Here is a 24458-nt window from a genome sequence, read left to right as displayed (position 1 = left end):
GCGGCTGTAGGCGCGCGCGGATTTTGTGACGCTGACGGGCCGTAGCCCGGATGCAATCCGGGAAAGCATGGCGGCGATGGCCCAGGATTGCATCGGGCTATATGGCCGGTCGTGATCAACCCGCCGCTTGTGGCTTGCTGCGGGTGGCTGCTGCCATCTGGTAGGCCGTCTCTAGCGCCACCTGCAGGCTGCCGGTATCGATATTGCCGGTGCCGGCCAGATCCAGGGCAGTGCCATGATCCACCGAGGTACGGATGATCGGCAGGCCCAGCGTTACATTGAGCGCCGCGCCGAAGCCTTTGAACTTGAGCACGGGCAGGCCCTGGTCGTGGTACATGGCCAGTACGGCATCTGCATGTTCGAGATACTTGGGTGTGAACAGGGTGTCGGCCGGCAGCGGTCCTATCAGGTTCATGCCTTCGCTGCGCAGACGCTCCAGTGTCGGTTCGATGATCTCGATTTCCTCGCGGCCCAGATGGCCGCCTTCGCCCGCGTGCGGATTGAGCCCGCACACCAGGATGCGCGGTTCGGCGATGCCGAACTTGCTTCGCAGATCGGCATGCAGGATGCGCGTGACGCGCTCGAGGCGCTCGGCGGTGATGGCGGCCGCGACGTCCTTGAGCGGTAGGTGTGTGGTGACCAGCGCGACGCGCAAGCCATGGGTCGCCAGCATCATCACAACCTGCTGGGTGTGGGTGAGTTCGGCGAGAAACTCGGTGTGCCCGGAGAAGGTGATGCCCGCTTCGTTGATCACGCCTTTGTGCACAGGTGCGGTGATCATCCCGGCAAATGTCCCGTCCAGGCAGCCTTGGCCCGCGCGGGTGAGGGTCTCTAACACGTAGGCGGCGTTGGCGGGCGTCAGTACGCCGGGTAGGGCGGGGGCAGCCAGCGGCGTATCCCAGACATACAGGGCGCCTGCTGCTGCCGGCTTGTCTGGCCATTGTTGTGGGCCAGCGGTCAGCAATTCGATATCCAGCCCCAGCTGTTTCGCGCGTTCTGCCAGCAGCTCGCGACTGGCGATGGCGACCAGAGGTGCAGGCTGTGCCTGCTGCGCCAGCAGCAGGCACAGATCGGGGCCGATGCCGGCAGGCTCGCCTGGGGTGAGGGCAAAACAGTGCTGCGCAGTCATGGTCGCTCTCTGTACGGGCTGATGCGCCAGTTTACGCTGTCGGGCCAATAACGAAAAAGCCCGGCACTTGGCCGGGCTTTTGGGGCGATACCGCAATTACAGCTTGGTCTCGACGTAGGCTTCGTCGCGGATCTGGCGCAACCAGGCCTGCAGTTCCTCGTCATACTTGCGATTGCGCAGCAGGTTTGCGGCCTGCTGTTCGCGGAACTGTGCGCTGCTGTCGGTGGCGCGGCGGCCCATGACCTGCAGTACGTGCCAGCCATACGGGCTTCTGAAGGGTTTGGACAACTCGCCGCTGGGGGTGTCGTTCATCACCTCGCGGAATTCGGGAACCAGCGCGTTGGGGTCGATCCAGTTCAGGTCGCCCCCGTTCAGCGCCGAGCCCGGGTCTTCGGAGAAGCTCTTCGCCAGTTCGGCGAAGTCCTCGCCGGCGACGATACGGTCGTACAGGCGTTCGACCAGGCGAAGGGTTTCCGTCTCGCTGCGAATCTCGCTGGGCTTGATCAGGATGTGGCGAACATGCACTTCGTCACGCACCTGGGTGTCGCCGCCGCGTTTCTCGATCAGCTTGAGGATGATGAAACCGCCCGGGGTTCGCACCGGCTCGGTGACTTGGCCCGGGTTCAGCTGGCTGATCATGCTGTCGAACGGAGGCGGCAACTGGCCGGCCTTGCGCCAGCCCATTTCACCGCCCTCCAGGGCGTTCTCGCTGGCAGAGCGAGAGACAGCCAGTTGGGCGAAGTCCGCGCCTTGCTGCAGTTGCTGATACAGCTCCTGCGCCTGGCGGTCGGCGGTCTGGATTTCGTTGGAAGATGCGCCCTCGGAAACCGGGATCAGGATATTGGCCAGACGGAACTCTTCCGACAGCTGCATCTTGCCCAGGTCAGAGGCGAGAAAGTTCTGCACTTCCTGATCGGTGACCTGGATGCGTTCGGCCACGCGGCGCTGGCGCACACGGCTGATGATCATCTCGCGACGAACCTGGTCACGGGCGTCCGTATAGGACAGGCCGTCACGTGCCAGCGCTTCGCGGAACTGCTCCAGGCTCATGCCGTTACGCTGGGCGATGGTACCCATGGCCTGGTTCAGCTCTTCGTCGGTGATACGGATGCCGGAGCGATCACCGATCTGCAGCTGGATGTTCTCGATGATCAGGCGTTCGAGCACCTGCTGGCTGAGTACGTCATCGGGAGGCAGGGCGCCGCCGCGCTTGTCGATGGTCTGTTGCACTTCACGCAGGCGAGCGTCGAGTTGGCTCTGCATGACCACGTCGTTGTCGACGATGGCCACGACGCGATCCAGTGGGCGAACCTGGGCCTGAGCCGTTGCCGCCAGCAGTGCTGCGCCCAATAACAGGGGGCGCAGGCGATCAGAAAGCTTGGTCTTCACGTTCACGGTAACCTTGAATGCCTTGGTCGAGGAAAGATTCCACCTTGTTGCCAACAACGCCGCCGAGGCCCTTGAGGACGATCTGCAGGAAGATGCCGCGGTCCGGCTCGTCGTTGCGCGATGGGTCGAGGCTGACTTCGTCGTAATCGATCCAGTAGCGGTTGATCAGGCGCAGTTTCCAGCAGCAGCTGTCGTATTCGAAACCACCGAAGGCCTCGAGGGTACGGTTACGGCCATAGTCGTACTGCCAGCGCGAGATCAGGCTCCACTGCGGAGCCAGCGGCCAGATGACGGAGAAGTCATGCTGGTCGATCTTGTAGTAGTTCTTGATGTAGTTGGGGTTTGGCTGCCCATTGCCCAGCGTTGGGTTGCCATAGTCCGGATTAGTGGTCCATGTGCCGCTGTCACGGTCGTAGCGCAGGGTATCGTTGCGGTAGCGATAGCCGAAGTTGACGATCTTGTTCGGATTGGCTTCCGGCTGGTAATGGAACATTGCGCTGCCCGAGCGGGTGCTGTGCTGGTCCGGATCCCAGTTGAAGGTCGAGGAGAAGCGCCAGTCGCGGTTGAATCGATACAGGTACGCCAGTGCGTACGGAGATACATCCGAGGTGGCATCCTGGCGGCCGCGATAGTCGATCCCCGGCATCTGCACCTTGCGGTCTTCGAAGTAGAAGGCCTGGCCGATGCTGAAACGCTGACGCTCGAAGCCGTTCGACTCGATCCAGCGGCTGGTCACGCCCAGCGACAGCTTGTTCTCGTCACCGATACGATCCTTGCCGCTGAAACGGTTCTCACGCCACAGCGAGGCGTAGCTGAAGGTCGGCTCGCCGGTGTCGAAGACCGGGATATCGGTCTGGTCTTCTTCCGGGACGTAGAGGTAGAAAGCGCGTGGCTCCAGGGTCTGGCGGGCGTCTTTGCCAAACAGCTGGGTGTCGCGGTCGAAATACAGGCCACTGTCGACGCTGAACAGGCCTACGCCACGGTTGGGCGAACGCTTGTAGTCGACGCCGAACCACTGACTATTCGGGTTGAGGGGGTCGTTTGTCGCGCTGGCAATATCTGCCTTGCCCTGAGCGTCCAGGTTGATCTGGTACTGCGTCTGAAGATACTTGACCTGAGGCTTGACGAAGCCCCAGCTCCAGTTCAGCGGCAGGGCAACACCTGGCTCCAGGTGCAGGCGTTCACCGTCTGCACGGTTAAGACCGGTCAGACGTTCGTCGTACCAGAGATCTTGTGGGCGACCGGTTACGCCATCCTCGTCGACGAAGAAACCCGAGCGCAGGTTGCGATCGAAGCGTACGTATTCCGTGCCGTAAGTGAAGTCCAGACCACCCGGATTGAACGGCAGCTTGCCGTCCAGGGTGATCTGCGGCAGACGGTCATACGGCGTCACATCGGTGATGTTGGCCAGTTCGTATGCATGCACATTCAGGCGTGCGGTATAGCTGCCACCGCGATAGGTCAGGGTGCCGCGCTGGTCGACGTAGGTTTGCTTGTCGATGCCCAGATCGGTATCGAGATCCTGGAAGTAGTAGGGGTCGCTGATGTTGGTGTAGTCGACTTCGGCGAGCAGGCGCGAGTTGAGCCCCTGCTTGTGCTGCCAGCTGTACATCCAGCGCTGGTCTTCGTACTCGGACTGCAGTTTGCGCTCGTCTTCGCTGTCGTTCAGCCATGCGCCGCCGACCTGGCCTTCGCTGCTCTCGGTCAGGTAACGGAACTCACCTTCCATCAGCAGGCCGCGTTGGGCCATGTAGGTCGGGTACAGCGTGGCGTCGTAGTTCGGCGCCAGGTTGAAGTAGTACGGCGTTTGCAGCGAGAAGCCATTGCTGCTCGACGTGCCGATGCTGGGTGGCAGGAAGCCGGACTGGCGACGGTCGTCGATCGGGAAGTAGATGTACGGGGTGTAGAACACCGGAATGTCCTTGACCCGCAGCGTCACGTTGGTGGCGGTACCGAAGCCGGTCGCCGGGTTCAGGGTGACGTTGTTGCCTTTCAGGTGCCAGGCATTGTCGCCCGGTTCGCAGCGGGTGTAGGTGCCATCCTTGAGGCGGATGATCGCGGTCTCTTCGCGCTTGGCGTAGAGCGCGCTGCCGCGCACGTGGGCCTGGTGCATCACGTATTCGGCGTTGTCGATACGGGCTTCGCCGTTATCCAGCTGCAGCTCGGCGCGGTCGCCGACCACCAGCGTGCCCTTGTCACGCAGGCGCACGTTGCCGACCAGTTCACCACGGTTTTCCGTCTGGTGCAGGCTGGCTTCGTCGGCCTCGACCTGCATGCCGGACTGACGCAGGACGACGTCGCCTGCGAGCGTGGCGATCTGCTTTTCCTGCTCGAAGCGCGAGGCCTTGGCGGAAATGAACATCGGCGCCTCGTCCAGTGGCGTGGTGTCATCCATGCCTGGACGCAGCGGCTCGACATAGGTGCCTGCGCAGTAAGGACCGGCCTCGGCCAGTTGCGCGGCAGTCAGCTTGTCGCGCGGGACCCAGTCCAGGTGACTGTAATCGGGGCTGCGCGAGGTGAGGGCACGGCCCTTGCTCTCGGTGACCAGCACTGGGGCGGCATCCTGCTCGGCAACCACCTCGCGGGTAGTACCGCCCACGCTGACGGCATCACGGCTATGCACCGGGCGCGGAGGCAGGGAGCTGGCCGCCGATTTCGGCGCGCAGGCCCAGCCGCCCGTGGGCGACGCCTGGCAATCGTATTGCTCGGCGGCAAAGGACTGTAGGCTGAACGCGGGCTGTAAGGCCAGGAGGCTGCCGGTGACCAGCAGCGGGAATTTTTTGCGGAACGCGGGGTATTTTACTGCCATCTTGTTAGTCCGGGCTTCCTGCGCGCTATCGGCCCAGGGGCCGCACGCCTCTCGATGGGCTGAAAAAGATGCTGGATAATAAAGCATGACCCGCGCAACGGCTAGCGCCGTCGGAGACCCCTTGATGTCTGAACACGATGTACGTCTGCAACAGCTGCAAACCTGGCTCGCCGAGCAATTGCCCTCCCTCTTCGCGGCACGCGAATGGGGAGCGGTGCCTGAGGCCGAACTCACTCCCGCCAGCAGCGATGCCAGCTTTCGCCGCTATTTTCGCTGGCAGGCCGGTGAGCGCAGCCTGATTCTGATGGATGCGCCGCCCCCTCAGGAAAACTGCGAACCCTTCGTGCGTATTGCTGCATTGCTGGCCAGCGCCGGTGTGCATGTGCCTGAGGTGTTGGCTGCCGATCTCGAGCAGGGCTTCCTGATTCTCGATGATCTGGGCCGCCAGACCTATCTGGACGTGATAAACGAACACAATGCCGACGCGCTGTTCGACGATGCCATCGAGGCTTTGCTGCAGCAGCAGCGTTTACCGCTCGACAGCCATCTGCCGCATTACGACGAGGCGTTGCTGCGTCGTGAGTTGCAGCTGTTTCCCGAGTGGTACGTACAACGCCATCTGGGGCATGCCTTCACACCTGAGCAGGAGGCAGCGTGGCAACGCATCAGCCGTCTGTTGATCGACAGTGCCCTGGCGCAGCCCAAGGTGGTGGTGCATCGCGACTTCATGCCGCGCAACTTGATGCAGAGCGGGCCCAATCCCGGCGTGCTGGATTTCCAGGATGCCGTCAACGGCCCGGTCACTTATGACATCACGTGTCTGTTCAAGGATGCGTTTCTCAGCTGGCCCGAGGTGCGCGTGCAAGGCTGGCTGCAGGATTACTGGCAGCGTGCCAAGGCAGCGGGCATTCCGGTACAGGCATCGTTCGACGACTTTATGCGAGCCAGTGACCTGATGGGCGTGCAGCGCCACCTCAAGGTCATCGGCATCTTCGCGCGCATCTGCCACCGCGATGGCAAGCCCAAATACCTCGGCGATGTGCCGCGTTTCTTCTCTTATATAGAGGCTGTGCTGGCGCGTCGGCCGGAGCTCGCCGAGTTGGGTGAGCTGTTTGCCAGCCTGGCGAAAGATGAAGGGGCACGTGCATGAAGGCGATGATCCTCGCTGCGGGCAAGGGCGAGCGCATGCGTCCTTTGACGCTGCATACGCCCAAGCCGTTGGTGAAGGCGGCGGGCGTGCCGTTGATCGAGTACCACATCCGTGCGCTGGCGGCCGCTGGTTTCACCGAACTGGTGATCAATCATGCCTGGCTCGGCCAGCAGATCGAGGATTACCTCGGCGATGGCTCGCGCTTCGGCGTGCGTATCGTCTATTCCCCCGAAGGTGAGCCGCTGGAAACGGGTGGCGGCATTTTCAAGGCGCTGCCGCTGTTGGGTGCCGAGCCATTTCTGGTGGTCAATGGCGATATCTTCACCGACTACGCCTTCGCCGCACTGCGTGAGCCGCTCGCCGGTCTGGCGCATCTGGTGCTGGTGGATAACCCGGCGCATCACCCGCAGGGCGACTTCGTGCTGGCGGCGGGTCAGGTTCGTGACGGTGAGGCGACAGGCGAGCGGTTGACCTACAGCGGTCTTGCCGTGCTGCACCCGCGTCTGTTCGGCTCTTCTCAGCCCGGTGCCTTCAAGCTGGCGCCGTTGCTGCGTGAGGCCATGGCGGCCGGGCAGGTCAGTGGCGAGCATTATGGCGGCTGCTGGGTCGACGTCGGTACGCACGAGCGTCTGGCCGAAGTCGAGCGCTTGTTGCAGGAGGCGCGTTAGGTGTTGTGGCCGGCCACCATGCTCGGGGCTGCCGCCGGCCTCGCCCTGGCCAGTATCCCAGGCGCTCTGCTGGGCGGTCTGCTCGGGCAGGTGCTGGATCGTCGTCTGCGCCTGCATGGCTGGGACAATCTGCGTGAGCGTTTGGGCGGTCGTGCGGCGCCGACGGATGACGATTTGCTGTTTCTGATGCTGGGGCGTCTGGCCAAGAGCGACGGCCGGGTGGTGCAGAGCCATATCCAGCAGGCGCGTTCGGAAATGCAAAGACTGGGGTTGGGCCCGGTGGCTCAGCGTCGCGCCATCGAGGCCTTTGCCCGCGGCAAGACCGGGCGTGACAACCTGCGCGCGCCCCTGCAGCGTCAGCGTGAGCGCGCCGATGCGTTACTGCGAGCCTGCTGGCGCATGGCCTGGGTCGATGGGCGGGTGTCGGCCAGCGAGCATGAGTTGATCCTGCTCTGGGGCAAGTGGCTAGGCTGGGATGGTGCACGGCTCGATAGCCTGGGCGAGGAATACGCCCCGCGCCGCAGCCAACAGCCGGCACCGGCTGGCGGCAGTTACCAGGAAGCGCTGCGGTTATTGGGGGTGAATGAAGGCAGCGAGCCAGAGCAGATCAAGCGCGCTTACCGGCGCCTGCTCAGCCGGCATCACCCGGACAAGCTAGCTGGCTCCGGCGCCTCGCCCGAGCGCATTCGTGAAGCCACCGACACCACGCGCCAGCTGCATCAGGCCTATGCGCTGATTCGTCAGCGTCGAGGGATTCGCTAGCCGGTAGTTTTCGGCCGCCTGCTAGCTGCCTGCGGCGCGTATGTGCTGCGTCAACCAGCCGCGTAGACGGCGATAAAGCTGCTCTTGCTGAACATCCAGGTTACCCGGCAGGGCTTTCATCGATACCTGTATGTACGTGGGTAGCTTGGCTCGCTTGCTGGCCTGCAGGCGCTTCAAGGCAGCCGTGCGGTCGGTGGCTTGGTCCTTGTAGAAGAAGTCGCCGGTGGCCACGGCCAGCTGTGCGACCATTTCATCAAGTGGCGGCGCGAAGCCGTCAGGTAGTTCGGCTGCCACCATCAGCAGATTCTGCACGTTGTCCGGCTGGCGCTCGCTCAGGTAGCGCGCAGCCCAGTAGGCGCCGCTGCCGTGGCCGAGCAGGACGATTTCTCTGGCTTGCTGCTGGTTGGCGAAGGCGATGGCGGCATCGATGCGCGCCATCACGCGATCGACGTGGGCCTGACGCCGCTGCTCCGGGCTGATCGCGCTGCTGTCCGTGGGTTGAGCACCGTCTGCCGCCGGCGTTTGTACAGGGTCATCGGCAGCGGAGGCCGCCTCGGTATTTGCAGGATCAGCGGGCACCGCTGCAGTGTCGGCGCTGGCATCACGCAGTGGCAGCGGGTCACCGTCCGGGTCCGGCAGCGTCAGGCTCAGGCTGTGCCAGCCGGCGTCGGGCAGCTTGCGCCGCAACGGACCGACAGCCGCGGCGCCATTGGCATTTTCCACGTCGCCGGGCAGCAGGATCACCGCGCCACTGGGTTCGCCGACGTTGGCCGGTAGCCAGAGTGCGAGGAAGCTTTCTGCGCCGGCCTGAAGAATCTGCTGCTCACGCTTGTCCAGACGTTGCTCAAGCGCCTGTGCGTCGCTGACGCTGCGTTCGGGCAGCAGTGGGCGTTCGCTGGGAGTCGATGTTTCGGTCTCGCCTGGCGTCGCGTTCTGTGTGTCCTCGGTTGGCTCCTGCGCCCAGCTCGTGGCAGTGCAGAACAGGCAGACACCGAGCAGTGCGAGTGAGTTTAGGCGCATCGATGAAGCTCCTTGGGGACTGCTACAGAGCCTAATGCCGAGCTCCGCTTTTGTCAGGCGATTAGCGCAAGACTGGAGTAAGGTAGGGGATCGCGTCACCGGATTCGCCGTGCATGAACTCCCTTCTCCGTTCCCTCGCCCTCCTGCTGATGCTGGCCATTCCCACCGCCTGGGCCGAGAGCACGCGCATGCCATTGCGCCCCGCTTTCGATGCCGAGCAGCGCGCCTGGCTCAAGGAGCATCCGGTGCTGCGCGTGGGCCTTGTTCAGCAGGCGCCCTGGGTCGTGCGTGACCAGAACCGACAGTTGACGGGCGCCAATGTCGAACTGATGCAGCGTCTGCTCGAAGGCATGGGTGTCACCCCCGACTGGCGCTTGTATCCGAACCTGGGGGCCCTGGAACGTGCCGCAAGCGCCGGCGAGGTGGATCTGGCCCCTGGCCTGCAGCAGACACCGGCCGGCCTGCGCATCTGGCATTACTCCATGCCTTACCTGCGCGTACCGCATCTGGTGGTTGGCGAGCGTAGCGGCAATGGCGCGGTGGATCTCGACCAACTGCCGCTGGAGCAGAGGGTCGCGTTGCGTGCGCCGAGTCAGGCTGCCGAATACCTGGAACGCACTCATACCAACCTGCGTCTGCGCGCGACGACTTCGGAGCGTTCGGCGTTGCTCTTGGTTCTGAATCAGGAGGTCAGCTACGCGGTGCTGGATGAAGCGAGCCTCAGCCTGCTGCTACGCGAGTCACGCTTCTCCAGCTTGAACATCGTGGGCGACATAGGTCTGCCGCAGCTTCTGCGTCTGGCCACGCGCCGCGATCAGGCGCTGTTGTCCGGCATTGTCGATCAGACCCTGAAGGCACTGCCGGCTCGCGAATTGGAGGCGTTACGGGAAATCTGGATGCCTTTGCGCTATCCGCAGTCCACTGATTTCGTCGGTTTCTGGAAGACGCTCGCGCTATTTTTCGGCCTGGTGTTGATGCTGGTTGCAACTGCGCTCTATCGGCAAAGGCAGCAGACGCGTTTGCTGGAGCGAGGGCTGCTGGGTGCCCGTGGCGAGCTGGATCGTCACCAGCAGGCGGCCGAGGCATTGCGTCTGAGCCAGTTTTCCATCGACCACAGCACGGTGGGCATTCTCTGGGTCAACTGGGACAGTCACCTGCGCTACGCCAACCGTGCCGCCGAACGCATGCTTGGTTACGCCGCCGGCGAGCTGGTGGACAAACCATTGAGTCAGTTGGAGCCCGGCCTGCACATGGATCGTTGGCTCAACCTGTGGAAGCGCGTGCGTGAGCAGGAAGAGGGGTCCCCCAGCTTCGAGGTCGACTGCCTGCGCGCCGACGGCAGCCGCATGCCGGCCGATGTTTCCCTGAGTTTCCTGCGTTATCGCCAGGCCGAGTATCTGGTGGTGTTTCTCAGCGACGTCACCGAACGCCGTCGGGCGCGTGCGGCGCTGGAGGAGAGCGAGGCACGCTTCAAGGGTATCGCCGGCAACGTGCCCGGCCTGGTGTTCCGCCTGGAGCGCGCCGGGCCGGGAGCGGTGGTCAACTTCGCCTACATCAGCGAGGCCAGTCAGGATATGGTCGGCTGGCCGGCGCACGAGTTGCAGCGCGAGGAGCGCGGTATCCGCAGCCTGGTGCATCCGCAGGATCTGAACAGCTATCTGAACAGCCAGACGCTGGCGCTGGAAGGCGAGAGCGACTGGTACTGGCAGGGGCGCATCCTCACCGCCGATCAGGAGGTGCTGTGGGCCGATATCCGCACCACCGCGCGCCCGCTGGGCAATGGGCGTGTGGTCTGGGACGGGATTCTCTGGGATATCACCGAGAACAAGCTGGCCGAGCTGGCACTGGCCGATTCGCGGGCGCGTCTGCGCGAACTGTCGGCGCACCTGGAAAGTGTGCGCGAAGAGGAAAAGGCACGGATCGCCCGCGAAGTGCACGACGAGCTGGGGCAGGTGCTGACCGTGCTCAAGCTGGAAACGGCGATGTGCGAGCTCGTTTGCGCCGGACAGATTCCCGAGCTGGACGAGCGCCTCAACAGCATGAAACGCCTGATCGCTCAGTTGTTCCAGCTGGTGCGTGATGTGGCCACGGCGCTGCGCCCGCCGATTCTCGATGCCGGCATTGCCTCTGCCATCGAATGGCAGGTACGGCGTTTCGAGGAGCGCACGCAGATTCCTTGTCTGGTCGAAGTGCCGGAGCACCTGCCGCATCTGCCGGATGCCCAGGCCATAGGTATGTTCCGCATTCTCCAGGAGGCACTGACCAACGTGATGCGACATGCCGGTGCGCGCAGCGTCGAGGTGCGCCTGTGGCAGGAAAGGGGCGCCTTGTGTCTGTCGGTCGTCGACGATGGCAAGGGCTTCGATCCGGCGCTGCGCAAGCCGGGGCAATCCTTCGGCCTGGTCGGCATGCAGGAACGCATGCTCATGCTCGGCGGACAGTTGCAGATTGACAGCCAGCCGGGCGAGGGCACTACGCTGTGTGCGCGTATCAATCTGGAAGAGGAGATCGCAGCGTGATTAGGGTACTGGTGGCCGAAGACCACACCATCGTGCGGGAAGGCATCAAGCAACTGATCGGTATGGCGCGTGATCTCGAGGTGGCCGGCGAAGCCTGCAATGGCGAGCAACTGATCGAGGTGTTGCGCCGCACCTCTTGCGACGTGGTGCTGCTGGATATCTCCATGCCTGGCGTCAATGGTCTGGAGGCCATCCCACGTATTCGCGCGCTGACCGAAGCTCCGGCGATTCTGGTGCTGTCGATGCACGACGAGGCGCAGATGGCGGCGCGTGCGCTCAAGGCCGGGGCTGCCGGCTACGCGACCAAGGACAGCGATCCGGCGCTGCTGATTACCGCGATTCGCAAGGTGGCCGGCGGTGGGCGTTATATCGATCCGGCGCTGGCCGACCGCATGGTCTTCGAGGTCGGCCTGACCGATTCGCGCCCACCTCATGCGCAACTGTCCGAGCGTGAGTTTTCGGTGTTCGAGCGTCTGGTTCGGGGAGAGGGCGTCAACGATATCGCCCTGCACCTGGCGATCAGCAACAAGACCGTGAGCACGCACAAAGCGCGCCTGATGCAAAAGCTCGGCGCGCATTCGATGGCCGATCTGGTGCGTTACGCGATGGAGCACCGACTGGTCTGAGTTGCGCATGGCTTTGCGTGTAGGGTGCGCCGTGCGCACCAATGCCGTGGAGCCGGAAGATTGGTGCGCGCAGCCTCGGCGGCCCCGCGACACCCTACGGGCGTGATGCCCGAGATACTGACTCGGGATTTGTAGGACAATCCCTACACGAGATTCTCCTCGCGCCTGATATCAGCTTGTCATCCCGCCCGATTTTTCACCCTTTCTCGCCGACCTAATCTTGGCTCATCGGCCTGAGACAAGAACAAGGGTGTGGTGTGATGGCAAACGATGTACTGGTGAGCTTCCGTGGCGTGCAGAAGAGCTATGACGGCGAAACGCTGATCGTCAAAGACCTCAACCTGGATATCCGCAAGGGTGAGTTCCTGACCCTGCTCGGCCCGTCCGGCTCCGGCAAGACCACCAGCCTGATGATGCTGGCCGGTTTCGAGACGCCGACCGCTGGTGAGATCCTCCTCGATGGTCGCTCCCTGAACAAATTGCCGCCGCACAAGCGTGACATCGGCATGGTGTTCCAGAACTACGCGCTGTTTCCGCACATGACCGTGGCCGAGAATCTGGCCTTCCCGCTGAGCGTGCGCGGCATGTCGCGCACCGACATCAGTGAGCGAGTCAAGCGCGCGCTGTCGATGGTACAGCTCGACAGCTTCCGCAACCGTTATCCGGGTCAGCTCTCCGGTGGTCAGCAGCAGCGTGTGGCCTTGGCCCGTGCGCTGGTATTCGAGCCGCAACTGGTGCTGATGGACGAGCCACTGGGCGCGCTGGACAAGCAGTTGCGCGAACACATGCAGATGGAAATCAAACACCTGCACCAGCGCCTGGGCGTGACCGTGGTCTATGTGACCCACGATCAGGGCGAGGCGCTGACCATGTCCGACCGCGTGGCCGTGTTCCATCAGGGCGAGATCCAGCAGATCGCGCCGCCGCGCGAACTCTACGAAGCACCGCACAACACCTTCGTCGCCCAGTTCATCGGTGAGAACAACCGTCTGGCCGGCGAGCTGATCAGCCGCGATGGCGAGCAGTGCGTGGTGCGCCTGGCGCGTGGTGAAGAGGTACGTGCCACGGCAGTCAATGTCGGCGCAGTGGGCGATGCCGTGAGTCTGTCGATCCGCCCCGAGCGCATCCGCCTCAACGGCCATAGCGAAACCTGCCCGAATCGTTTCTCCGGGCGTATCGCCGAGTTCATCTACCTGGGTGACCACGTGCGTATTCGCATGGAGGTCTGCGGCCAATCCGATTTCTACGTCAAACAACCCGTGGCCGAGCTCGATCCGGCCCTGACCGTTGGTGACCTGGTTCCGCTCGGCTGGTCTGTCGAGCATGTCCGCGCGCTGGATCCACTCCAAGCCGAGTGAGCCTTTCGCGCAGTGCTTCACCTTTACCCCGAAACACAGAGGAGCTGATAAGAATGACGAAATCCCTGAAGCTCGCGGCGTTGGCCCTGGGCGTTAGCTGCGCCATGCCGGCACTGGCGGTGGATCTGACGGCGGTTTCCTTCGGCGGCGCGAACAAGGCGGCGCAGGTCAAGGCGTTCTACGAACCCTTCGAGAAGGACACTGGCAACAAGGTGCTGGGCGGCGAATACAACGGTGAGATGGCCAAGGTCAAAGCCATGGTCGACACCCGCAGCGTGAGCTGGGACCTGGTGGAGGTGGAGTCGCCGGAGCTGGCTCGTGGTTGCGACGAAGGTCTGTTCGAGGAGCTCGACCCGGCGCAGTTCGGCGATGAGGCCAACTTCATCGATGGCGCCATCCAACCGTGCGGCGTCGGCTTCTTCGTCTGGTCCACGGTGCTGGCCTACAACGCCGACAAATTGAGCGCTGCACCGACCAGTTGGGCCGACTTCTGGGATGTGGCGAAATTCCCGGGCAAGCGTGGCCTGCGCAAGGGCGCCAAGTACACCCTGGAGTTCGCCCTGATGGCCGACGGCGTGCCGGTCAAGGACGTGTACAAGGTGCTGGCCACCAAGGAAGGCCAGGATCGTGCGTTCAAGAAGCTCGATGAACTGAAACCCAATATCCAGTGGTGGGAAGCCGGCGCCCAGCCGCCGCAGTACCTGGCCTCCGGCGACGTGGTGATGAGCTCGGCCTACAACGGTCGTATCGCGGCCGTGCAAGCCGAGAGCAACCTGCAAGTGGTGTGGAACGGTGGCATCTACGACTTCGACTCCTGGGCCATCCCGCGTGGCGCCAAGAACGTGGAGCTAGCCAAGGAATTCATCGCCTACTCGGTCAAGCCCGAAGCGCAGAAGACCTACTCGGAGAACATCGCCTACGGCCCGGCCAACAAGCAGGCCATCGAGTTGCTGGCGCCGGAGCGTTTGAACCTGATGCCGACCACCCCGGAAAACATCGCCAACCAGGTGGCGATCGACGTGACCTTCTGGGCTGACTACGGTGAGCAGCTGGAGCAGCGTTTCAACGCCTGGGCTGCCCGCTAAACGGTGCGTCGCATAGCGACACCTTCCTCGTCCCCTTCTCCTGCGGGAGAAGGTGGCGCTTAGCGCCGGATGAGGGGGCGGAACTGCCCAATCGATGTTTGTCGTATCCCCGAATTCCTGCCGCCTGGTGCGGCCTTAGCTTGCGGAGTTGTCCATGGCCGCCGTACTGCCTGCCAACGATTTGCCTGGGCCGAGCCTGAAGCAGCGTCTGGCTCGTGCCGAGCGTTTCAATCGCCTGAAATCCAAGGCGCTGATCCTGCCGCTGTTGCTGTTTCTCCTGCTGACCTTCCTGCTGCCCATCGGCGCGCTGCTGATGCGCAGCGTCGACAACCCTGAGGTGGTCGGCAGCCTGCCGCTTACCGTCGAGGCGATTGCCGGATGGGATGGCCGTGGTCTGCCGCAGGAGTCGGTATACCGGGCGATTGCCAGCGATATGCTCGAGGCGCGGCGCAACCAGAGCCTGGGCGATCTGTCCAAGCGCCTGAACATGGAACTGGCGGGCTTTCGCAGCCTGGTCAGCAGCACCGCACGCAAGCTACCGCTGCGCGAGGAGCCGGTGTCTTACCAGGAAGCCTTCCTCGACATGGACGAGCGCTGGGGCGATCCCGCCTACTGGCAGGTGATCCGCCGCAATGCTTCGTCGGTGACGCCATACTATTTGCTGGCTGCGCTCGATCACCGCATCGACGACCTTGGCGAACTGGCCAAGGCCACGCCGGACCAGGCCATTTATCTGGACATCTTCGCCCGTACCTTCTGGATGAGCCTGGTGATCACCGCCATCTGCCTGGTGCTGGCCTACCCACTGGCTTACCTGTTGGCCAACCTGCCCACGCGGCAGGGCAACCTGCTGATGATCCTGGTGCTGCTACCGTTCTGGACCTCGATCCTGGTGCGGGTGGCGGCCTGGATCGTATTGCTGCAGTCGGGTGGGCTGATCAACAGCGCGCTGATCTCGCTGGGCATCATCGAGCAGCCGCTGCAACTGGTGTTCAACCGCAGTGGTGTGTACGTGGCCATGGTGCACATCATGCTGCCGTTCATGATCCTGCCAATCTACAGCGTGATGAAGGGCATCTCGCCCAGCTACATGCGTGCGGCGGTATCGCTGGGCTGCCACCCGTTCGCCAGTTTCTGGCGGGTGTACTTCCCGCAGACCCTGGCCGGTGTCGGTGCCGGTTGCCTGCTGGTGTTCATCCTGTCGATTGGCTACTACATCACCCCGGCGCTGCTGGGCAGCCCGAACGACCAGATGATCAGCTACTTCGTCGCCTTCTACACCAACACCACCATCAACTGGGGCATGGCCACGGCCCTTGGCGGCCTGCTGCTGGCGGCGACCCTGGTGCTCTATGTGGTGTACAGCTGGCTGGTTGGTGCGAGCAAGCTGAGGCTTGGCTAAAAACGGTCTGCGCAGCAGGCCATCTGATGACCCTCTCCCATTCATGGGGGAGGGTGCCCGAAGGGCGGGAGAGGGTGCTTGTTTCGGCACCACCGCCTCTCGGTAATCGAACTCGGGAGGAGGGCACAAGAAGAGCGCCCTCTCCCCCAACCCCTCTCCCGCAAGCGGGAGAGGGGAGCTTAAAACGCTCACTGGAGTAAAACCGCATGCTCAGCCCCTACATGTCACCCGTCGAGCGCCTCTGGTATTACGGCCTGCGCATTCTCTGCGGCCTGGTGCTGCTGTTTCTGATCCTGCCGGTGCTGGTCATCGTGCCGCTGTCGTTCAACTCCGGCACCTTTCTGGTCTACCCGTTGCAGGGCTTCTCGCTGCGCTGGTACGAGGACTTCTTCATGTCCGCTGACTGGATGCGCTCGCTGAAGAACAGCCTGATCATCGCCCCGGCTGCGACCATGCTGGCCATGGTCTTCGGCACCTTGGCGGCCATCGGCCTGACCCGAGGCGAGTTTCGCGGCAAGGCGCTGGTGATGAGCCTGCTGATCTCGCCGATGATCGTGCCGGTGGTGATCATCGGCGTCGCCAGCTACCTGTTCTTCGCGCCGCTGGGCATGGGCAACAGCTACCTGTCACTGATCCTGGTGCATGCCGTGCTCGGCGTGCCGTTCGTGATCATTACCGTGTCCGCCACATTGCAGGGCTTCAATCACAACCTGGTGCGCGCCGCCGCCAGCCTGGGCGCCTCTCCGCTGACGGCGTTTCGCCGGGTGACCCTGCCGCTGATCGCGCCGGGTGTGATCTCCGGCGCGCTGTTCGCCTTCGCCACCTCCTTCGATGAAGTGGTGGTGACCCTGTTCCTCGCCGGTCCCGAGCAGGCTACCCTGCCGCGGCAGATGTTCAGCGGTATTCGCGAGAACCTGTCGCCAACCATCGCTGCTGCGGCAACCCTGCTGATCGGCTTCTCCATTCTGTTGCTGCTGACCCTGGAATGGCTGCGTGGTCGCAGCGAGAAGCTGCGAACTTCGGCGCCGGAATAGATCGCCGTAGCTGCATGCTCAGGGCCTCGCCGGGAAACCGGCGGGGCCTTGCTCGTTTCCGGGCGTAGAATGTGCAGTTTCTCCTCCGTAACAAGGCGGCCAGATGGACTTCGATGATCCCGGTTTTCGCGAACTGATCGACGCGTTGCATGACGGCGTCTACATCACCGACGCCGACGGCATCACTCTCAAGGTCAACAGTGCCTATGAGCGTCTGACCGGGCTGCGTGCCGAGGACGTCGTCGGCCAGCACATGCAGGCGCTGGTCGAGCAGGGCGTGATCTCGCAGTCGGTGTCGTTGCGCGTGCTCAAGGAAGGCAAGGCGCTGTCGCTGATGCAGAGCGTCAGCCAGGGCAAGCGTCTGCTGGTCAGTGGTACGCCGATCTTCGCCGCCGATGGCCGCGTGCGCTACGTGGTCAGCACCGTGCGCGACATGACCGAGCTGCTGCGCATGAAGCATGAGCGCGACGAGTTGCAGCAACTGAAGCAGTTGCGCAACAGCACGGCCAAGCTGCATGCCGGGCAGCGTGACGATCTGCTCGAGGCCTCACCAGTCGCCGATCAGCCCGCTTCCGGGCGCGTCTTCATGCAGGCGCGGCAGGTCGCCGCCAGCGACGTGAAGGTGCTGCTACAGGGGGAAACCGGGGTCGGCAAGACGTTGATCGCCCAGTACATCCACAAGAGCAGCCCGCGCGCAGCGCAGCCGTTCCTGGCGCTGAACTGCGGTGCGCTGCCGGAGAACCTGATCGAGGCCGAGTTGTTCGGCTATGTGCCGGGCGCGTTCACCGGTGCAGGCAGCAAGGGCAAGCGCGGTCTGCTGGAGCTGGCGCACCAGGGCACGGTTTTTCTCGATGAGATCGGTGATCTCCCACTGCCGCTGCAGGTCAAGCTGCTCAAGGTGATCGAGGAGAGCCGCTTCATCCCGGTCGGTGGCCTGGAGTTGAAGGAGGTGGACGTGCGCATCATCACCGCCACCCACCACGACCTGCGTACGATGGTCGCCGAGGGGCGTTTTCGCGCCGACCTCTACTACCGGCTCAACGTCGTGCCGATCCACATTCCGGCCTTGCGCGAGCGGCCCGAGGAAATTCAGCCGCTGCTGGATTTCTACCTGGCCGAATTCAACCAGCGTTATGGACGAGCGCTGAGCTGGGAGCTCGAAGCGCTCGATGCGCTGACCGACTACGCCTGGCCCGGCAATATCCGCGAGCTGATCAATCTGGTCGAGCGCCTGGTCGTCACCTGCAGTGGTGAACGCATCGAACTGTTCGACCTGCCGGAGGAGATGCGCATCGCCCGCAGCGACGCTGGCGAACACGACCTGCTGCCATTGCGCAAGCAGGTGGAGAACCTTGAGCGGCGTCTCATCCGTCGTGCGCTGATGCAGCACAAGACCACCCGAGAAGCGGCCAAGGTGCTCGGCCTGAGCCAGGCGACGCTGGTGCAGAAGATGAAGCGCTGGGAACAGGGTTGATTGGAAAATGGATCGAAACGCACGATTTTGATTGGTTTTCTGATCAGTTGTGTTCTGCGCAGCGCTGTGACAAATCGACGCAAGCCTTCTAGCACGCCGCTTTTCGCGAGCTGGCACAGGAATGGCTATGGCAAGCCCTGAACCCGTTCAGCACAACAACGCACAAAGGGCCTGCTGATGAGTATTGCTGCATTCAAGATCGCCAATAAGCTGCTGACCGGCCAGGGTGCTGTGGAGCAACTGGCGGTCGAACTGCCTCGACTGAATATCACCAACCCGCTGATCGTCACCGACACCATCCTGATCAAGTCCGGTACGGTCGAGCATGTCCTTCAGCAACTCGGCGAGCGCCGCTATGGCATCTTTGATGGTGTCGAGCCGGAGCCGGAGATCGCCATCGTCGAGGCCTGCGCAAAGGTCTATCGCGACGGCGGTCACGATGGCCTGATCGGTGTTGGTGGCGGCAGCGCCATCGATATCGCCAAGGCCGTGGCCGGTTACGTCGGGCATGACGGTGCATTGGAAGAGTTGTTCGGTGTCGATCAGGTCAAGCGCAAAGGCCCGCCGCTGATTGCCATCCCGACCACCGCCGGCACCGGCTCGGAAGTGACCAACGTGTCGATCCTCTCCGACAAGCAGGCGCAACTGAAAAAGGGCATCGTCAGTGACTATCTGTTGCCCGACGTCGCCCTGGTCAGCCCGGTGATGACCCTGACCTGCCCGCGCGGCGTGACGGCTGCCAGTGGCGTCGATGCACTGGTGCACGCGGTAGAGTCCTACCTGTCGGTCAACGCCTCGCCGATCACCGATGCTCTGGCCATTGGTGCCATCAAGCTCATCGCCAAGGCGCTGCCCAAGGCCTACGCCAATCCGGCTGACCTGGTCGCTCGCGAAGACATGGCCACCGCCAGCCTGATGGCCGGGATGGCCTTCGGCAATGCCGGCGTGGGCGCTGTGCATGCGCTGGCCTACCCGCTGGGCGGGCGCTTCAATATCGCTCACGGCGTCAGCAATGCCTTGCTGCTGCCCTACGTGATGGCCTGGAACAAGCTGGCCTGCGTCGAGCGCATGGCCGAGATCGCTGCTGCTCTTGGCGTGCAAACGCATGGCTTGAGCGACAAGGCCGCCGCCAACCTGGCCGTCGAGGCCATGGCCGAGCTGTGCGCCAGCGTCGACATTCCCAAGGGTATGCGCAGCTTCGGTGTACCGGAAGACGCCATCCCGGCCATGGCCGAGGAGGCGAGCAAGATCGACCGCCTGATGCGCAACAATCCTCGGCGCCTGACGGCTGGCGACATCGAACAAATCTACCGCTCTGCCTACTGATTACCGTAACGAAGATGACAGGCCCCAGTGTGCTGGGGCCGGCTGAAATACAACTCTAATAAAGCTGGGTGACTCAAATGTCCGAACTGCATCAACAAGACCTTGGTGTGGAAGCCCCCTACTGGCCGGTGGGGCCATTCAAGGTGCGTCTGCCTTTCATTCATTACCGCTTCGAAATCTCCGACTACATGCAGGGCCTGCTCATGTGCGCAGTGGATCTGGCGGCGATTCCGTTGATGACCGAATTCCTCGGCATGCCTTTCGAGGTGGCGCTGGCGGTGGTCATGCTCAACGGCCTGCTGTATCTGACCCACCATCTGCTGGGCGACCCGGTCGTTCCGGGCTGGATCACCCCGGCGATTCCCCTGCTGATGGCCTACTGCAGCCAGTTTCCGGAGGGCCCGGAGCGGGTACATGCGCTGATTGCCTTCCAGTTGATGCTGGGGGTGTTCTCGATAGGCCTGGGCATGACGGGCATGGCACGCAAGGTGGTGTCCCTGGTGCCCTCGGCGCTCAAGGCCGGCATCATCATGGGCGCGGGCCTGAGTGCGGTGGTGACGGTATTCAAGGAAGGCGGTCGTTTCGACAGCTTCCCCTGGACCATTTCCATCGCCATTGGCATCGCTTTCTATCTGGTGTTTTCCATCCATTTCCAGGAGCTGAAGAAGCGCAATCGCTTCTGGTGGAACTTCGCCAAGCTGGGCATCTTCCCGATCATTTTGCTGGCGGTGATCGTCGCGCCGATTTTCGGCGAGGCACCCTGGCCCAGCATCGAGTGGGGTATCAGCCAGCCGGACTTCGTCACCCTGTGGAACGAGTACACCGTGTTCGGCCTCGGCATGCCGCCACTGATGATGTTCGTCACCGCCATCCCCACCGTGTTCGCCGCCTATCTGGTGGTGTTCGGTGACGTGCTCGGCGCCAGGGCGATCCTCGGCGAGGCCGACCATGTGCGCCGTGACGAGAAGGTCGACTTCAACCCCAACCGCTCGCACCTGATCTTTGGTGGGCGCAATGCCTTCATGAGCATATTCGGGCCGGACGTGGCCATGTGTGGCCCGCAGTGGTCCGCCATGCAGGTGGTCATCACCGAGCGCTTCAAGGGTGGCGCCAAGGCGATGAAATCGATCTACGGCGGGGTTGGCTCGTTCCGTTGGGGCACCAATACCGGTCTGCTGTTGTTGCCGGTGGTGACGCTGGTGCAGCCGATCCTCGGTGTTGCGCTGGCGCTGACTCTGCTGATCCAGGGCTACGTCAGTGTGCGCCTGGGCATCATGGAGGCACGCAGCCAACGTGACCTGGGCATTGCCGGGGTGATCGGTGCGGTGCTGGCGATCAAGGGCGCCGGCTGGGCCTTCGCCATCGGCGTCGGTCTGTGCGCGCTGATCTATGGGGCACGGATGTTCCGTGGCGAGAACGACCAGACCTTCACCAAGGATCTGCCGCCCGCCGAGTGAGGCCTGTGCAATCCCAAATTCAGCCGAGGAGGGAACGCCTCCCTCGGCAGCAGGAGAAAATCATGCAACTGAACGATCCCGATCTGCTGCGCCATCAGGCCTATATCGATGGCCAATGGTGCGACGCCAGCAATGGCGATGTGACTGAAATCCTTAACCCCGCCAACGGCAAGTCGCTGGGCGTCGTGCCGAACATCGGTGGCGCGCAGACCCGTCAGGCCATCGAGGCGGCGCAGGCTGCCCAGCCCGCCTGGCGTGCGTTGACGGCCAAGGAGCGGGCGGCGCGACTGCGCAAATGGTACGAGTTGATGCTGGCCAATCAGGAAGACCTGGCCCAGATCATGACCGCCGAGCAGGGCAAGCCGCTGACCGAGGCGCGCGGTGAGGTGCTTTACGCGGCATCCTTCATCGAATGGTTCGCCGAAGAAGCCAAGCGCGTCTATGGCGACACCATTCCCGGCCATCAGCCGGACAAGCGTCTGATCGTGACCAAGGAGCCCATTGGCGTGACCGCAGCCATCACGCCCTGGAACTTCCCGGCGGCGATGATCAGCCGCAAGGCCGGCCCAGCGTTGGCCGCTGGCTGCGCCATGGTGCTGAAACCGGCGCCACAGACACCGTTCAGTGCGCTGGCGCTGGCTGTGCTGGCCGAGCGCGCGGGCATTCCGGCCGGGCTGTTCAGCGTACTGCCGGCTGATGCCGAGCGTTCCCGAGAAGTCGGTGCCGAGCTGTGCGCCAACCCCATCGTGCGCAAGTTGTCGTTCACCGGTTCCACTGGTGTCGGCATTAAATTGATGGAGCAATGTGCTCCGACGCTGAAGAAGCTCTCGCTGGAACTCGGTGGCAATGCGCCGTTCATCGTCTTCGAGGATGCCGATCTCGATGCCGCGGTCGAAGGCGCACTGGTGGCCAAGTACCGCAACGCCGGGCAGACCTGCGTCTGCGCCAATCGCTTGTATGTGCACGACGCTGTCTACGACGCCTTTGCCGACAAGCTGGCCGCGGCCGTGGCCAAACTGCGGGTTGGCTCGGGTGATGAAGCAGGCGTTGTAATTGGCCCGTTGATCGACGGCAATGCCGTGGCCAAGGTGCAGGCTCATCTGGCCGATGCGCTGGAGAAGGGCGCCAAGGTGCTGCAGGGCGGCAAGCCGCACGCGTTGGGCGGGCATTTCTTCGAGCCCACGGTCATCACTGGCGTCACCACGGATATGCGTGTGGCCCGCGAAGAGACCTTTGGTCCGCTGGCGCCACTGTTTCGTTTCAGCGACGAAGCCGAGGTGGTGCGCCAAGCCAACGACACCGAGTTCGGCCTGGCCGGCTACTTCTATACCCGCGATCTGGGGCGCACCTTCCGTGTAGCCGAAGCGCTGGAGTACGGGATGGTGGGTATCAATACCGGGCTGATTTCCAACGAAGTGGCGCCATTCGGCGGCATGAAATCCTCGGGCCTGGGCCGCGAGGGCTCCAAGTACGGGCTGGATGAGTACCTGGAGATCAAGTACCTCTGCCTGGGTGGTATCTGAGGCCGGCGGCTCCCACGGTGCCTTGAGTAGGGTGGACAACGCGAAGCTTGTCCACCTTTTCTTCATGCTGCGTCGCAGCCGAACCATGGTGGACAAGCCTTCGGCATGTCGCACCCTACGCCAAGCTGGCTTCGGTCGATTGAAGACGCCACAGCCGTTACAATGCGCGCCACCGTGACCAAGCACTCAGAGGTGCGCCATGCAACCCTTCGCCATCGCCCCGTCGATCCTTTCCGCCGACTTCGCCCGCTTGGGTGAGGAAGTGGACAACGTACTCGCCGCCGGTGCGGACATCGTCCACTTCGATGTCATGGACAACCACTACGTGCCCAACCTGACCATCGGCCCGATGGTTTGCTCGGCGCTGCGCAAGTACGGCATCACTGCGCCCATTGACGCACACCTGATGGTCAAGCCGGTGGATCGCATCATCGGTGACTTCATCGAGGCGGGCGCCAGCTACATTACCTTCCACCCGGAAGCTTCCGAGCACATTGACCGTTCGCTGCAGTTGATCAAGGCCGGCGGCGCCAAAGCTGGCCTGGTGTTCAACCCGGCCACGCCGCTGGACGTGCTCAAGTACGTGATGGACAAGGTCGACATGATCCTGCTGATGAGCGTCAACCCCGGTTTCGGTGGGCAGAAGTTCATCCCCGGCACCCTCGACAAGCTGCGCGAAGCCCGTGCGCTGATCGACGCCAGTGGCCGCGAGATCCGCCTGGAGATCGACGGTGGCGTCAACGTGCAGAACATTCGCGAGATCGCCGAAGCAGGCGCCGACACCTTCGTCGCCGGTTCGGCCATCTTCAACCAGCCGGACTACAAGGCGGTGATCGACGCTATGCGCACCGAGCTGGCACTGGTGCGTGGATGAAACCGCTGCGTGCATTGTGTGGCGGTGAGCTGCCGCGCCTGGTGATGTTCGACCTGGACGGCACGCTGATCGACTCGGTGCCGGATCTGGCCGAAGCCGTCGACCGCATGCTGGTCGAGCTGGGCCGCGCGCCAGCTGGTGTTGCAAGAGTCCGTGACTGGGTCGGCAACGGCGCGCGGGTGCTGGTGCGACGCGCCCTGGCCGGTGGTCTGGATCACTCGGCAGTCGGCGAGGCCGAGACGGAAGAGGCGCTGGCGCGCTTTCTCGATATCTACGCCGATTGCCATCACCTGACCGCGTTGTACCCCGGCGTGCACGAGCTGCTCGAAGCGCTGAGCACGGCGGCCGTCGAGCTCGCCGTGGTGACCAACAAACCGGAGCGCTTCGTCGCGCCGTTGTTGGAGCAGGTCGGCCTGGGCGGCTATTTTCGCTGGATCATCGGCGGTGACACCCTGGCGCAGCAGAAGCCCGATCCCGCGGCACTGCTGCAGGTAATGCGTTTGGCCGGGGTCGAGGCGACGCAATCGTTGTTCGTCGGCGACTCGCGCAACGACGTGCTGGCCGCGCGCGCTGCCGCGGTGCCCTGCGTCGCCGTGAGTTACGGCTACAACCACGGCCGGCCGATTGCCGAGGAGCAGCCAAGTCTGGTGGTCGATAACCTGGCCGAGTTGCTCTGATAGTTGCTTAGCCCGAGCGGCTGCGATACCGTGGCCGCTCTCCTTATTCCCCCGCCTGTCGAGATCGCACCGTGGTGGTTAGCTGCAAACTCTGGATGAAAGTGATCAAGGCTCTGGCCCGTTGGCGCTGGCGCGCCTGATCTCGTCCTGCCGCCGCTGCGCGGCCCGTTTGCACC

18 protein-coding genes and 1 pseudogene are annotated in these 24458 nt (G+C 63.3%); 15 read left to right on the top strand and 4 right to left on the bottom strand.

What is annotated here, in order from left to right; translation table 11 throughout:
* Positions 1-115: 115 nt before the first annotated feature.
* The 3 genes from pdxA to H3221_RS12160 form a co-directional block, all read right to left on the bottom strand.
* Positions 116-1129 (bottom strand): 4-hydroxythreonine-4-phosphate dehydrogenase PdxA, encoded by a 1014-nt coding sequence (pdxA, locus tag H3221_RS12170; protein ID WP_196474689.1) that lies wholly within the window; start codon positions 1127-1129, stop codon positions 116-118.
* A 96-nt stretch (positions 1130-1225) separates the two neighbouring features.
* Positions 1226-2518, bottom strand: coding sequence for a peptidylprolyl isomerase (locus H3221_RS12165; protein ID WP_196474688.1), 1293 nt, complete (start codon positions 2516-2518; stop codon positions 1226-1228).
* Entirely contained in the window at positions 2499-5327 is a 2829-nt protein-coding gene (locus H3221_RS12160; RefSeq protein WP_196474687.1) for an LPS-assembly protein LptD, read from the bottom strand. The genes H3221_RS12165 and H3221_RS12160 overlap by 20 nt, the downstream gene beginning before the upstream one ends.
* A gap of 124 nt (positions 5328-5451) precedes the next feature.
* Here H3221_RS12160 and H3221_RS12155 point away from each other — a divergent pair, with 124 nt between their 5' ends.
* The 3 genes from H3221_RS12155 to H3221_RS12145 are packed head-to-tail and all read left to right on the top strand — an operon-like array spanning position 5452 to position 7907.
* Positions 5452-6477 carry an aminoglycoside phosphotransferase family protein gene (locus H3221_RS12155; protein WP_196474686.1) on the top strand — a complete coding sequence of 342 codons (1026 nt, stop codon included), beginning with the start codon at positions 5452-5454 and terminating at the stop codon, positions 6475-6477.
* Entirely contained in the window at positions 6474-7145 is a 672-nt protein-coding gene (gene murU, locus H3221_RS12150) for an N-acetylmuramate alpha-1-phosphate uridylyltransferase MurU (RefSeq protein ID WP_196474685.1), read from the top strand. Before H3221_RS12155 ends, murU begins: the two co-directional genes overlap by 4 nt.
* Positions 7146-7907, top strand: coding sequence for a DnaJ domain-containing protein (locus H3221_RS12145; RefSeq protein ID WP_196474684.1), 762 nt, complete (start codon positions 7146-7148; stop codon positions 7905-7907). It begins immediately after the preceding gene.
* Between the two features lie 21 nt (positions 7908-7928).
* Here the strand turns inward: H3221_RS12145 and H3221_RS12140 are convergent, their stop codons facing one another.
* Entirely contained in the window at positions 7929-8927 is a 999-nt protein-coding gene (locus H3221_RS12140) for an alpha/beta hydrolase family protein (RefSeq protein WP_196474683.1), read from the bottom strand.
* A 113-nt stretch (positions 8928-9040) separates the two neighbouring features.
* On the opposite strand from H3221_RS12140, the gene H3221_RS12135 reads away from it, so the two are divergent.
* The 12 genes and pseudogenes from H3221_RS12135 to H3221_RS12080 all read left to right on the top strand — a co-directional run bounded on the left by H3221_RS12135 (position 9041) and on the right by H3221_RS12080 (position 24422).
* Complete coding sequence (locus H3221_RS12135; protein ID WP_196474682.1) at positions 9041-11446, top strand: PAS domain-containing sensor histidine kinase; 2406 nt, start codon at positions 9041-9043, stop codon at positions 11444-11446.
* On the top strand, positions 11443-12072 hold the full coding sequence (locus tag H3221_RS12130; protein WP_160019919.1) for a response regulator: 630 nt from the start codon (positions 11443-11445) through the stop codon (positions 12070-12072). The genes H3221_RS12135 and H3221_RS12130 overlap by 4 nt, the downstream gene beginning before the upstream one ends.
* A gap of 260 nt (positions 12073-12332) precedes the next feature.
* A complete protein-coding gene (locus H3221_RS12125; protein WP_196474681.1) occupies positions 12333-13430 on the top strand; it encodes an ABC transporter ATP-binding protein in 1098 nt (365 codons plus the stop codon).
* 53 nt (positions 13431-13483) lie between these two features.
* A complete protein-coding gene (locus H3221_RS12120) occupies positions 13484-14515 on the top strand; it encodes an ABC transporter substrate-binding protein (RefSeq protein ID WP_075750056.1) in 1032 nt (343 codons plus the stop codon).
* Between the two features lie 154 nt (positions 14516-14669).
* On the top strand, positions 14670-15917 hold the full coding sequence (locus H3221_RS12115; protein WP_196474680.1) for an ABC transporter permease: 1248 nt from the start codon (positions 14670-14672) through the stop codon (positions 15915-15917).
* A gap of 206 nt (positions 15918-16123) precedes the next feature.
* Positions 16124-16951, top strand: a complete 828-nt coding sequence (locus tag H3221_RS12110; RefSeq protein WP_196474679.1) for an ABC transporter permease — start codon at positions 16124-16126, stop codon at positions 16949-16951.
* 103 nt (positions 16952-17054) lie between these two features.
* Positions 17055-18425, top strand: a complete 1371-nt coding sequence (locus tag H3221_RS12105) for a sigma-54 interaction domain-containing protein (RefSeq protein WP_196474678.1) — start codon at positions 17055-17057, stop codon at positions 18423-18425.
* A gap of 177 nt (positions 18426-18602) precedes the next feature.
* A complete protein-coding gene (locus H3221_RS12100) occupies positions 18603-19751 on the top strand; it encodes an iron-containing alcohol dehydrogenase (RefSeq protein ID WP_196474677.1) in 1149 nt (382 codons plus the stop codon).
* Between the two features lie 77 nt (positions 19752-19828).
* The gene (locus tag H3221_RS12095) at positions 19829-21208 is read left to right on the top strand and encodes a hypothetical protein (protein ID WP_192982906.1); all 1380 of its coding nucleotides are present in this window, start codon (positions 19829-19831) and stop codon (positions 21206-21208) included.
* 62 nt (positions 21209-21270) lie between these two features.
* Positions 21271-22731: an NADP-dependent succinate-semialdehyde dehydrogenase gene (gene gabD / locus H3221_RS12090; protein ID WP_196474676.1), complete on the top strand. Its 1461-nt coding sequence runs from the start codon at positions 21271-21273 to the stop codon at positions 22729-22731.
* 199 nt (positions 22732-22930) lie between these two features.
* Entirely contained in the window at positions 22931-23605 is a 675-nt protein-coding gene (gene rpe, locus H3221_RS12085; protein WP_196474675.1) for a ribulose-phosphate 3-epimerase, read from the top strand.
* Positions 23602-24422: pseudogene (locus H3221_RS12080) on the top strand (phosphoglycolate phosphatase). Before rpe ends, H3221_RS12080 begins: the two are co-directional and overlap by 4 nt.
* The last annotated feature ends 36 nt before the right edge of the window (positions 24423-24458 follow it).

The sequence above is a fragment of the Pseudomonas chaetocerotis genome, assembly GCF_015712105.2.
Lineage (GTDB): Bacteria > Pseudomonadota > Gammaproteobacteria > Pseudomonadales > Pseudomonadaceae > Aquipseudomonas > Aquipseudomonas chaetocerotis.
Note: the sequence above shows the minus strand (reverse complement) of the source record. Positions and strands in the feature narration are given on the sequence as shown.